Genomic DNA, 11340 nt, shown 5'->3' with positions numbered 1-11340 from the left:
AAGCCATTTGGCCGGGCGGTGGACACGGCAAGGCTGCTTGCAGATGTTGGGCTTGAGCCAGACACCGCCCACGCTTTCCCGCATGAGCTTTCCGGCGGCATGGCCAAGCGGGTGCTGCTGGCAGGTGCTCTTGCCACAGGTGCCGGCTTCATCATCGCTGACGAACCCACCAGCGGGCTCGACCCGGATAATGCGGACCGCATCATGGCGCTGATCGCAAGTCTCGCCCGAAAGGGCCACGGCCTTCTGGTCATCAGCCACGACCTGAAGCGCCTTGCCGCCATTTCCCGGCGCATCACCGTGATGCAGGACGGTGCCATCGTCGAAACAGCAGATGCGGTATGCTTTGCCAGCGAAGGATCAGCCCTTTCCGCCCCTTACACACGCGCCCTGTGGCGGGCGCAGGAGATCTACGGCACATGCTGAGCGCGGAAAGGCTGAGCCTGAAGCTGGGGCAGAAGCAGGTGCTGGATGGGGTGAGCGTGATCCTTGAGCCGGGCAGCGTGACCGGCCTTGGCGGGCCATCGGGGGCAGGCAAGACAAGCCTTGGCCGCTGCCTTGCGGGCCTCATGTCTCCCGCGTCCGGGGCCGTACGCCTCAACAGTGCCGCTCTGCCCCCTTGCGCGCCGAGCGACCGCACCCTGTGCAATATGTGCCGCAGATGGCAGAGCTTGCCGTCGACCCACGCTGGCGCATCGGCGATATCCTGCGCAACGGCGGGGAGCCTGATACTGAGGTTCTTGCCGCCCTCGGCATTGATCCGGCCTGGGAGACGCGCCATGCGGGGAAGTTTCGGGCGGGGAACTGACCCGTGTTTCGCTGGCGCGGCTGATCCTTCCTTCGACCCGCGTGCTGATCCTCGACGAGGTGACAGCCCGGCTTGATGCACTTTCGGAAGATGCCCTGTGGCAGGCGCTGCTGCCGCTGGCAAAGACACGCGGTCTGACCCTGCTGATCATCAGCCACAAGCAGGGTCTGCGCCAGCATCTGTGCAGCGCGAGCTATGTTCTGGCAAATGGCGAGCTGGTTCAAGAGACCGGATTGCCAACCTCGGCAATGCGCCGGTCCTGAGCGCCCAGAGCCTCCAGTGCTTCCAGCGTTGTCTCGGCGGGCACCCAGCCCAGCGCCATCAGTGCGGCGGGGCTGGCTGCAAGCGAGCCGCCCAGCCGTTCGGCCATCTCGCCCTTGCCTGCCAGTTTCAGCCCGAGTTCCAGAAGGACGGGCGGCACCGGCAGAAGACCTGGCCTGCGGCCAAGGCCGCGCCGGTAGGCCGCAATGATCCCGGCCAGCGTTACCGGCTCCGGGTCCGCCACGATCAGCGGCCGGTTGGGGGCTTCCGGCAAGCGCATCACGCAGTCTACGGCGCCTGCCAGATTGGCGAGTGAAATCAGCGAACGCTTGCCGGTGAAAAGCCCAAAGGGCAGCGGCACGGGCTTGCGGGCCAGCGCAAAAAGCGCTTCCAGATTGCCACGGGCACCCGGCCCATGCACCAGCACCGGACGCAGCGCGGCATAGGGAATGCCTGTCTCGGCAATCGCCACCTCGGCCTCCAGCTTGGAGCAGCCATAGGCATCGGTGGGCTGCGCCGCATCGGCTTCCGTCAGCACATGATCTGCCGCAGGACCAGACTGGGCCCGGATGGAAGAGAGAAAGACAAAACGCTTCACCCCGGCCTTGCGGGCCGCCTGCGCCAGTGCCGCTGTCGCATCGCGGTTCACTGCCCGGTAGTCATCCTCCGGCTTGCCGGACATGGCATGGGCAATCCCGGCGGAATGGACCACGAAATCCACGTCCCGCATTGCCTGATCCAGATTGCGCGGACGAGCGAGATCACCGATGAACTCCTGATCCGCACTCGCCGCATCGTCAACAGGACGGCGCAACAGCAGCCGCAAGCGGTAGCCACGGCGGATCAGATCGCTGGCCAGATACTGACCGACAAAACCGGTGGCACCGGTCAGGGCAACAAGCGGGGCTTCGGTCATGGCGCTTCTCCGGTCAGCTTGCGTGAACGGGACAAGCGGTACTGCACCCGTCCCGCCGACACAAGCCCCGCCCCAAAGCAGCGCGCCCGGCCCTAGCAGCCGTCAGCTTCGGCCCTCAGCCAGAGCCCGGACGAGCAGCAGCATGACGAGCGCCTGACCGTAAGGCGCGGGTACGTTCGGGATCTGGCGGTAGAAGTCCAGCGTGTGGCCCATGGGCGTACCATCCGACACTTGCAGCACGATGCCGCTATCATCGATCCGCTCCAGCACCGCCGCCAGCGCCCGGTCTGCCACCGGACGGTAGTCTTGCGGGAGCAGGCCAAGGTCGATGCCGCGCAGGATGCCATAGGCAATGGCGGCAGTGGCCGAGGTTTCCTCCGGCGACTGCGGGTCCAGCACCAGCGTGCAAAACATGCCGTTGTCCCGCTGGTTTGCCGCCAGAGTGCGCACCTGCGCTTCCAGAATGAAGGTGAGATGCGCCTTCAGATGGCCAGGTATATCCTTGACGAGGCCGAACAGCTCCGGAATTGCCACGGTGATCCAGGCATTGCCGCGTGCCCAGAAGGCCTTGGCGAAGTTGTGGTTTCCGTTGAAAGTCCAGCCATGATACCACAGTCCGGTGACAGGATCGGCGAGGAACCGTTCGTGCACGAGGAACTGGTAGAAGGCTTCCTCGATCCAGTCCTGCCGGCCGAAACGCTGCCCGGCGCGGGCCAGGAACAGACACGTCATGAACAGCGTGTCGTCCCAAAGCTCGCCATCGTTCATCCGCTCCTTCACCACATGCTGGAAGCCGCCGTCGCGGGTGCGGGCAAGGCTGGTCATCAGCCAGTCCGCCCAGTCCTTGACCAGCGCCTCGAAATCCGGGCGGTCCACGTGGTCAATCAGCACCGACAGCGGCAGCATGGGCGAGGAGGAATTGACCTGGCGCGGCGGGATGCCTTTGGAGATCTGCCAGTCATACCAGCGGGCAATCGCCTCGATCAGCGACCGGTCACCCACCGCTTCCGCATGGCGGATAAGGCCATAGATGCCGACGCCCACTTCCCAGTCCCATTCCTCGAACTGCAGGTCATAGGCATCTTCGGAAATGGCAGCAGTTTCGTTCATGCCCTTGAGGCGGGCGAGGCCGACCGCCACGCGGGACAGCGTCGCGGACAAGGTGTCAGGATTGATCATCAACATGGCGGGGTCCTGTCAATCGGCGGATCAGATCAATGGGAGACGGCAGGAAACTGCCGGATGAGCGGGTCGAGGCTGCGGTTGGGAAAAGGCATCGCTGTGCCATCCACGACAAGGCCGGAGCCCCAGGAAAGAGCGAGGGACGGGCGGCCGGCCCCTTCGAGCGTCAGGGTGAGGGCATCCGCATCAAAATTGAGGCTGAGTGCCTGAATGCTGGAGCGGAAGCGGGCGAAGGCAGCGGCGGGATCTGCATCACCAGCAGCCTCCCCCATCAGAGCCGCCCAGCCACAGCGGCAGGCATGAACGCGGAACTCGATATCCGCGCCCGGCCCTTCCGTCACAGCCTCAAGCGGGGCGCTGGCCGACAGGGCGGCAAAACCGGCACCTGAGCGCAGGAACAGCCAGTTGCCTTCCTGCCGCACCTCATCAAAGGCAGAGGTTTCCACATAGGCGTGGGTGAAGCCGATGCGCGGGGCCTCGCCCAGATCAAACACGAGCAGCGCGGCGTTGCCGTGCTGGCCAACACGGGGCATGACGCCATTGCCCGCCCAGTAGGACGGGCGCTGGCCGCCCCAGGGATCATCGGCACCGGGATGATTGACCCAGGCACGGGCAAAGGGATGGGCGGCAAAGCGCAGATCCACCTGATGCTGCTGGTGGCCCTTTTGCCAGGCTCACCATCCACCATGGAGGAGAGCTGCACATGGGCGGACTTGTAGAGCGCCAGCCGGGCCGCCTCGTCATGGCCCTGCACGTAATGGGCTGTCAGCGCCGTTCCCGGAGCCGGGCTCACCACGTCAAGAGCGCGTTGCGGCGGGGCGTAGGAGCCTGCTGCCAGCATCGGCAAGGCGGCCACACCATCGTTCAGCCAGCCCTCGCCAAAGCCAAGAGTGGCGAAGGGGGCAAGCTCGGTCAGCGGACCGGCGCGCAGTTCCTTGTCATAGGCACGGCCCATGGTGCCGGCCGGAACGCCGCCCAGCGTGTGCAGGCCAATCATCAGGAACAGCCGGTCCAGCAGCTGCGCCGCCCGCTCGCGGATAAGGCCATCGCCCAGATGCTCCAGCGCCAGCAGACCGATGAAGTCGATCGGGTAATAAGCGGCAGAGTTCCACTCGGCGAGGCCATGCGCCTCCACGCTGTCAAACCAGCGCATCAGCCGCTCTTCGCCAAGCCGTGCCTGCTCCGCGCCCTTGCGGCCGGAACATGTGAAGGCGGCATCGGGATAAAGCCGTCCGGCGAGATATTGCGAGACGTGGAAGCACAGCACGTGGTTCTCGCTCCAGAACCACATCACGTCATTGCCCGGTTCATCGACCCAATAGCGATAACCCAGCACCGAGGCATCAATGGCGCCGCGCAGATCCTGCGGCAGCCCCGCGCCATAGTCCGCCGCCAGCCAGAGCAGCGGCACCATCACGAAGTCGGAGCAATCACGCCGCTCGTCAATGGCGGCCAGCGTGTTGGCGATGATCTCGCGGAAGGTATCATCCATGGGCTTTCCAGCCGCCTGCATGGCGATAGCCCGCCCGGCGCGCATTTCGCCGTGGTCAGCCAGAAACTCCAGCACCTTCGGCTTGCGGTCAGCAAACGGCAGGGTGCGCCAGTCGAGCTTCTTCAGTCTGTGCGTTGCAAAGGCGATGTGCCGCTCCACCCGTGCCGATCCAATCGCAAAGGTCAGATCCAGCGGATGATAGGCATCAGGCAGCGCCCCGGCACCCGGCAGGCTCAGACGGGTTTCGCCCTTGCGCAGCACGCCAGTGGATTGCAGCAGCGGCGGCTTATCGCGCATGTGAACGCTGGGCTGGATAAGGGCGGTCACGCTGACATCCACATCCAGCGCATGAGCGAAGACAAGCGTCAATTCGCCGGTGGTGCTGTGGAAGGGCGCCGGGCGCACGGAAGTGGCCAGCTCCATCAGCGCTGCAATGTCCACAGATGCCACATCCACCGGCAGCACCGCCGCAATGGCGGCATCGGAAAGCAGCGTCAGCTCGAAGAACCAGATGGCATCGCGCTCGGCCAGCTCTTCGGTCAGCACGATCACCTCGCTGCCTTCCGGCTTGAGGCTCAACTCAATTTCCGTGCTGCTTTCCTTGTTGCGCTGGAAAGGCTCGAAGGAGACGGCTTTCTCCCCGTCCACCCAAATGGTGACGCCGCCGCAGGTGGAGAGACGAAAGCGGCATGGCTTAGGCGAAGAAGGCACCAGACGGGTCTTCAACCAGCGCTTCAGCCGGGTTGGCCGGTGCCAGAAGCTGGAGAACTCCACCCTCCGGTTGAAGCCCGGCAGGTTCAGCGCCTCCACCTCGAAAGGCTCCAGCGCAACCTTGCGCGTCTCGATCTCCTCCCACAAGGCAACACGGCAGGGCAGATCACCCACATCCACGAAGCCGTTGATGAAGCGGTATTGCACCCGGTCTTCGGCCAGGGCCGGCGTGCCGGGATAATAAGCCTGATGCACCGGCCCCATGGCCCAGGCGGTCACGCTGCTGCCTCGCGTGACAGGAAAACCGGCGCCAGAAGATGCGATAAGGGGCGCGCTCATTCATCCTCTCCTTCGCCGGGCAGTGGCAAACTAAGTTCGATCTTCTCCAGCAGATCCGGCAGGCGGCCGATCTGGTTGAAGGTCAGCAGCGGGCGCTCCGCCCGGGTGCCATGCTTGTGGCTGCGCCGGGTGGACCATTTGAGGAAGATGGAGATGAGGCCGAAGCGGTTGGCGCCCAGAATGTCCCGCTCCAGATTGTTGCCCACCATCACCGTGCGCGCCCGGTCGCCATCGGCAAGACCCAGCGCCTTGCAGGCAGCAGCAAACATCTTCGGCGAAGGCTTCAGCTCGCCGATGTCACCGGAGATGATGTGAGCCTCGAAGCAGTCCCACAGCCGGTGATGCTTCAAAATGTTCTCGAAGGTCGCACGCGGGCCATCAGCCACCAGCGCCAGCCGGTAGCCGCTGCGCACCAATTCGTGCAGCATGTCGCCAGCACCGGGAATGAGATCGGCGCTGGTGACCACGTCCGTTCCGGGGATCTTCACCTCGGTGCGCTCGTCCACCAGGGTGTCGCCGCAGTCCAGAAACACCGCGGCCAGACGGGGCACCCGGGTTTCCAGACTGGCAACGAGCGCCTCCACCCGGCCCGGCACCCAGCTATCGAGCATGGACCAGGGCATGAGGCACACGCCGCCCTCCTCGTCACTGGAGCGGGAGAACTGCCAGGACGGGGAGAACGCCATGCGCTTCAGGGCAAGGCGCGCCAGACGGCAGCTCAGCGGGGAGGCCGAGATGCGTCCGGCATCAGAGAACCGGTTGGAGAGATGCACGCCCCCATCCCCGGCAAAGGAACCGCACATGGCGGCAATGAGAGGCCCGGCGTTGCTGCGCATCTCAATGTCATTGGCCCAGTGGGCATGCTTGCCCGGCTCCAGATAAAGGACCGGACGTCCCGCCTCCACCGGCAGCGAACCATCGGGCCGCAGCATGCGGCGGCGTGAGCCGTGGCGCGAGGCCTCGACCTTGGCAATGCTGCCATCGGCCTCCACATGCACCCAGACATGCTCAAGGTCATAAAGGTGCTGGATATCCCAGTCATACCAGAAGGCATATTCGATCACCGTGCGGCCGCGTGGGCGGATGACGAATTTCGAAGACACAGAGCGCGCCTCCTCCCGGTAGACCGCATAGCCTGCGGCCAGCGGGCGGAAGGGCTCCGCATCATCCATGCGCAGCACTGGCAGATAGCGGGCGGCAAGGGCGAAATCAGGCGCCTGATCCGCATCCTCCGGAAGACCGGAGAGCGGCAGGCCGGCAAGCAGGTTGCGCATCAGCCATGAACTCCGGTGAGGGTGAGACTTTCCGCGTGATGGCAGCGCACCTGCCGCCCCCTCCACCGTGCGCAGCGCAGGAACCTTGCTGCGGCAGCTTTCATCCGCGTAGGGGCAGCGTGGATGGAACGGACAGCCAGAGGGCACATTCATGGCGTCGGCAATTTCACCCTTCAGCGGCACGCGCTTGCGGATGCGGTTGCCGCGCGGGTCCGGTTGCGGCACGGCGGCAAGCAGAGCTTCGGTGTAGGGATGCAGCGGGCGGGCAAACATCTCCTCCGTGGGCCCAACCTCCATCAGGCGGCCCAGATACATCACGCCGATCCGGTCGGAGATATGCTCCACCATGCCCAGGTCATGGGTGATGAAGAGATAGGTGAGGCCCAGCTGCTCCTGCAGGTCCTGAAGCAGATTGATGTTCTGCGCCGCCACCGACACGTCCAGCGCCGACACCGCTTCGTCCGCGGCAATGAAGCTGGGATTGAGCGCAAGCGCACGGGCAATGCCGATGCGCTGGCGCTGGCCACCTGAGAAGGCATGCGGATAGCGCTGCAAATATTCCGGACGCAGGCCGACAAGGCGCAACAACTCCGCCACCCGGTCGCGGATTTCGCTTTCCGAGCCTGCTCCATGCACCACCATGGGCTCGCCAACCAGTTCCAGCAGCGTCATGCGCGGGTTGAGCGAGGAATACGGGTCCTGAAAGATCATCTGCATTTCGCGGCGGATGTCGCGCATCTCCCGGTCGGAGAGGCGTGAAATATCCACCACATCGCCATTGTTGCGGCGGAACAGGATTTCCCCGCCGGTCAGCTCATAGGCACGCAGGATGAGCCGGGCGATGGAGGACTTGCCCGAGCCGCTTTCGCCGACGAGGCCGAAGGTCTCGCCCTTGCGGATGTCGAAGGTGATGTCGTCCACTGCCTTCACCGCCCCCACCTCGCGGCGGAACCAGCCTTCGTAGACGGGGAAATATTTCCGCACGCCCCTGACGGAAATGAGGATGTTCTCGTCCATGATGAGATCCTGAGCGGCGGTCATTCGGCAGCCTCCGCAATGCCGGCAGTTCCGGCAAAATGGCAGCGGGCGCGCTGGCCGCTGGGGAAGACGGCATCCTCCGGCACGGTGACATCGCAAGTGCCGGCCACCCCATGCATGCAGCGCGGGTGGAAAGAGCAGCCGCCGGGCACGTTGTAAGGGTCCGGCACCATGCCGGAGATGGTGCGCAGGCGGCGGCCATGGCTTTTGCCAAGACGCGGAATGGATTGCAGCAGCGCCTGAGTATAGGGGTGCTTGGGCTCGTAGAAGATTTCATCCACGGTGCCGGTTTCCACCACGCGGCCCAGATACATCACCGCCACCCGGTCAGCGATATCAGCCACCACGCCGAAATTGTGAGTGATGAAGACAATGGCCATGTTCAGCTCTTCCTGGAGCTGCTTCAGCAACTCCAGGATCTGCGCTTCCGTGGTCACATCCAGTGCCGTGGTAGGCTCGTCGGCGATCAGCAGCGCCGGATCACAGGCCAGCGCCAGCGCGATCATCGCCCGCTGGCGCATGCCGCCGGACAGGTGGTGCGGATAGCGGTCCACGATGTCGGCAGGACGGGGCATCTGCACGCGCTTCAGCAGCTCGATGGCCTGATTGCGCGCTTCGGCCTTGGACACCTTTTTGTGCAGCATGACCGTGCGCATGATTTGCGTGCCGATGGTGTGCACCGGCGACAGGGCCGTCATCGGCTCCTGAAACACCATGCCGATTTCCCCGCCGCGCAGCGAGCGCATGGTGCGGCTCTGCCGGTCTTCGGAAGAAATCAGCACCTCGTCACCGGAGGCGCGGCGGAAGCGGATGGTGCCGCTGGCATTGAGTGCATTGCGCGGCTGCAGGCGCATGATGGAGCGGGCCGTCACCGACTTGCCCGAACCGCTTTCGCCGACGATGCCCAGCACCTCACCCCGGTTGACATGGTAAGACACGCCGTTGACCGCCCTCACCAGCCCGTCACGGGTGGGAAAATGCACGCCGACATTGTCCAGCTCCAGCAGCCGCTCGGGCGGCATGGGGGCAAGATCGGGCCTTGGGGCTTTCTGCTTGAAAAACATGATGGCTCCTCCCCTCAGTGGCCGTAAGGATCGGCGGCATCGCGCAGGCCGTCGCCAATGAAGTTGAAGGCAAGGACAACGAGCACGACCGCAATGCCCGGGGCCAGAAGCCAGGGGGCCAGGGAAATGGTGCGAAGGTTCTGGGCGTCCTGCAGCAGCACGCCCCAGCTGACGACCGGCGGGCGCAACCCCAACCCTAGGAAGCTGAGTGCGGTTTCACCCAGGATCATCTCCGGGATCGCAAGCGTCACGGCTGCAATGATGTAGCTGGTCATGGCCGGCAGCATGTGGCGGGTGACGATCCGGTATTCCGAAGCGCCCGCGAGCCGTGCCGCCAGCACATAGTCTTCCGTTTTCAGCGAGAAGAAGCGTCCGCGCACCACACGGGCCAGATGCGTCCAGCCGATCAGCGACAGGATAATGGTGATGAGCACATAGACGAACAGCGGGTCCCAGGCGATGGGCAGCGCTGCGGCAAGGCCCATCCACAGCGGGATCGTCGGGATGGAGCGGATGAACTCCATCAGCCGCTGGATGGCACCGTCGATCCAGCCGCCGTAGTAGCCCGACACCGAGCCCAGCGCGAGGCCGAGGATGAAGGCAAAGGCAACACCGACAAGACCAGCCGAGAGGGTGACGCGGGCGCCGTAGAGAAGCCGGGTAAAGAGATCGCGGCCAAGGGAATCTGTGCCCAAGAGGTTGATCTGCTGTTTTCTGTCCTCGACACCGAAGAGGTGGACGCTGGTCTCGACGAGACCAAGAAGGTTGTAGGTTTCCCCTTCAACGAAGAAACGGACGGGCAGCGGCTTCGTTGTGTCTTCCTCATAGATGACACGGGCCGTTTCCGGGTCGCGCTTGCGCTTCAGCGCATAGATGAAAGGCCGCTGCAGGCTGCCGTCATGGAACAAGCGCACCACGTTGGGCGGCGCAAAGGTGTTGAGGCGGCTGATCGTTTCGGGCCGGTAGGGCGAGACGAAATCGGCAAACAGCGCCAGCAGCCCGAGCACGCCCATAAAGACAAGCGAGATGACGGCGAGCTTGTGCTTGCGGAAACGCCACCAGATGAGCGTCCATTGTTTCGCCGTGGAAAGCTGCCCGCCCATCACCTCCTCGCGGGGGCAAGCGGCGGCAGGGGCGGCATTTCGGCGGCGGTGGCGGACAGCGTCTGATCGAGGGTCTGGGTCATATGGCCTTGCTCCTCACGCAAACCGGATGCGCGGATCGGACAGCGCAAGCAGGATGTCGGACACCACCGTGCCGATGACGGTGAAGACACTGAGAATGAGAATGAAACTGCCGGCCAGATACATGTCCTGCATCTTCAGCGCCTGCAGCAGCAGCGGGCCGGTGGTGGGCAGGTTCAGAACCACGGCGGTGATCACGTCGCCGGAAAAAGCGCCGGAAGCGCCCAGCCGACCGTGGAGATGAAGGGGTTGAGTGCCACACGCACCGGATAGCGCCACACAACGGTGCGCTCGGTGAAGCCCTGGGCATAAGCCGTTTCCACATAGGGCTTGCGCAGCTCGTCCAGCATGTTGGCGCGCATGACGCGGATCAGCCCGGCGGCACCGCCCGTAGCGAGCACGACAAGCGGAATCCACAGATGCTCCAGCAGGTTGATGACCTTGGCCACCGTCCAGGGCTGGCCTTCGAACTCCGGCGATATCAGCCCGCCCACATCCATGTGCAGCCAGACGAAGGCCATCCACATCAGCACCAGCGCCAGCAGGAAGTCCGGGATGCCCTTGCCGAGAAAACCGAAGACCGTGAAGAGATAATCGAAAACCGAGTACTGGCGCGTTGCCGAGTAGACGCCCACCGGAATGGCGATGAGCCAGGTGAAAATCATGCTGAGGGTGGAGATGACGAGCGTCAGGCCGAGGCGTTCCCAGATGAGGTCGCTCACTGGCGCATTCCATTCCAGCGAGCGGCCAAAATCCCCATAGAAGACAATATTGGAGATCCAGCGCCAGTACTGCACCAGCAGCGGATCATTGAGCCCGTACTGGGCCCGCATCAGCGCCTCTTCTGCTTCGGTGACATAATCGCCGCTATTGCGCAGCTGCGCGGCATAGGCCGTCACGAAATCACCCGGCGGCAACTGGATGATGACGAAGGAGATGAAAGACACGAAGATCAGCGTGGGTACGGCCCAGGCCAGACGCCGCAAGATATAACCGAGCATGAACACCCTCCAGTTCCGCACGCACCCTCACCATGGAGACCGGCGGCTTGCCACGCGGGCGGGAACAGGA

At 64.2% G+C, this 11340-nt stretch carries 10 protein-coding genes and 4 pseudogenes; 5 read left to right on the top strand and 9 right to left on the bottom strand.

What is annotated here, in order from left to right:
- Positions 1-18: 18 nt before the first annotated feature.
- The 5 genes and pseudogenes from ACQB61_RS00140 to ACQB61_RS00120 form a co-directional block, all read left to right on the top strand.
- Positions 19-114: pseudogene (locus ACQB61_RS00140) on the top strand (ATP-binding cassette domain-containing protein); the annotation flags it as partial.
- Positions 115-204: 90 nt separating this feature from the next.
- Complete coding sequence (locus ACQB61_RS00135) at positions 205-426, top strand: hypothetical protein (RefSeq protein ID WP_430514445.1); 222 nt, start codon at positions 205-207, stop codon at positions 424-426.
- Positions 342-560: pseudogene (locus ACQB61_RS00130) on the top strand (hypothetical protein); the annotation flags it as partial. The gene ACQB61_RS00135 and the pseudogene ACQB61_RS00130, both read left to right, overlap by 85 nt.
- A gap of 101 nt (positions 561-661) precedes the next feature.
- The gene (locus ACQB61_RS00125; protein ID WP_430514444.1) at positions 662-808 is read left to right on the top strand and encodes a hypothetical protein; all 147 of its coding nucleotides are present in this window, start codon (positions 662-664) and stop codon (positions 806-808) included.
- Positions 809-849: 41 nt separating this feature from the next.
- Positions 850-1071, top strand: a complete 222-nt coding sequence (locus ACQB61_RS00120; protein WP_430514443.1) for a hypothetical protein — start codon at positions 850-852, stop codon at positions 1069-1071.
- Here ACQB61_RS00120 and ACQB61_RS00115 read toward each other — a convergent pair.
- From ACQB61_RS00115 to ACQB61_RS00075, 9 genes and pseudogenes are all read right to left on the bottom strand, one after another.
- Positions 1029-1985: an NAD-dependent epimerase/dehydratase family protein gene (locus ACQB61_RS00115; RefSeq protein WP_430510995.1), complete on the bottom strand. Its 957-nt coding sequence runs from the start codon at positions 1983-1985 to the stop codon at positions 1029-1031. The two genes, ACQB61_RS00120 and ACQB61_RS00115, sit on opposite strands and share 43 nt — an antisense overlap.
- Before the next feature lie 102 nt (positions 1986-2087).
- The gene (locus ACQB61_RS00110; protein WP_430514244.1) at positions 2088-3164 is read right to left on the bottom strand and encodes a glycoside hydrolase family 88/105 protein; all 1077 of its coding nucleotides are present in this window, start codon (positions 3162-3164) and stop codon (positions 2088-2090) included.
- A 35-nt stretch (positions 3165-3199) separates the two neighbouring features.
- Positions 3200-3508 (bottom strand): hypothetical protein, encoded by a 309-nt coding sequence (locus tag ACQB61_RS00105; RefSeq protein ID WP_430510994.1) that lies wholly within the window; start codon positions 3506-3508, stop codon positions 3200-3202.
- Entirely contained in the window at positions 3505-5709 is a 2205-nt protein-coding gene (locus tag ACQB61_RS00100; RefSeq protein ID WP_430510993.1) for a hypothetical protein, read from the bottom strand. Before ACQB61_RS00100 ends, ACQB61_RS00105 begins: the two co-directional genes overlap by 4 nt.
- Positions 5706-6881: an HAD family hydrolase gene (locus tag ACQB61_RS00095; RefSeq protein ID WP_430514243.1), complete on the bottom strand. Its 1176-nt coding sequence runs from the start codon at positions 6879-6881 to the stop codon at positions 5706-5708. Before ACQB61_RS00095 ends, ACQB61_RS00100 begins: the two co-directional genes overlap by 4 nt.
- Before the next feature lie 101 nt (positions 6882-6982).
- Positions 6983-8024: pseudogene (locus ACQB61_RS00090) on the bottom strand (ABC transporter ATP-binding protein).
- Positions 8021-9085 carry an ABC transporter ATP-binding protein gene (locus ACQB61_RS00085; protein ID WP_430510992.1) on the bottom strand — a complete coding sequence of 355 codons (1065 nt, stop codon included), beginning with the start codon at positions 9083-9085 and terminating at the stop codon, positions 8021-8023. The pseudogene ACQB61_RS00090 and the gene ACQB61_RS00085 overlap by 4 nt, the downstream one beginning before the upstream one ends.
- A 14-nt stretch (positions 9086-9099) precedes the next feature.
- Positions 9100-10188 (bottom strand): ABC transporter permease, encoded by a 1089-nt coding sequence (locus tag ACQB61_RS00080; protein ID WP_430510991.1) that lies wholly within the window; start codon positions 10186-10188, stop codon positions 9100-9102.
- Positions 10189-10284: 96 nt separating this feature from the next.
- Positions 10285-11270, bottom strand: a pseudogene (locus ACQB61_RS00075) (ABC transporter permease).
- Between the last annotated feature and the right edge of the window lie 70 nt (positions 11271-11340).

The sequence above is a fragment of the Pannonibacter phragmitetus genome, assembly GCF_050510895.1.
GTDB classification, from domain to species: domain Bacteria; phylum Pseudomonadota; class Alphaproteobacteria; order Rhizobiales; family Stappiaceae; genus Pannonibacter; species Pannonibacter phragmitetus_B.
The sequence above is the reverse complement of the archived record's forward strand: the minus strand, read 5'-3'. Positions and strand labels throughout refer to the sequence as shown.

Coding starts and splice junctions, on each gene's coding strand:
- ACQB61_RS00135 (WP_430514445.1), top strand. CDS start 205: ATGGCGCTGATCGCAAGTCTCGCCCGAAAGGGCCACGGCCTTCTGGTC.
- ACQB61_RS00125 (WP_430514444.1), top strand. CDS start 662: ATGGCAGAGCTTGCCGTCGACCCACGCTGGCGCATCGGCGATATCCTG.
- ACQB61_RS00115 (WP_430510995.1), bottom strand. CDS start 1,985: ATGACCGAAGCCCCGCTTGTTGCCCTGACCGGTGCCACCGGTTTTGTC.
- ACQB61_RS00110 (WP_430514244.1), bottom strand. CDS start 3,164: ATGATCAATCCTGACACCTTGTCCGCGACGCTGTCCCGCGTGGCGGTC.
- ACQB61_RS00100 (WP_430510993.1), bottom strand. CDS start 5,709: ATGAGCGCGCCCCTTATCGCATCTTCTGGCGCCGGTTTTCCTGTCACG.
- ACQB61_RS00095 (WP_430514243.1), bottom strand. CDS start 6,881: ATGGATGATGCGGAGCCCTTCCGCCCGCTGGCCGCAGGCTATGCGGTC.
- ACQB61_RS00085 (WP_430510992.1), bottom strand. CDS start 9,085: ATGTTTTTCAAGCAGAAAGCCCCAAGGCCCGATCTTGCCCCCATGCCG.
- ACQB61_RS00080 (WP_430510991.1), bottom strand. CDS start 10,188: ATGGGCGGGCAGCTTTCCACGGCGAAACAATGGACGCTCATCTGGTGG.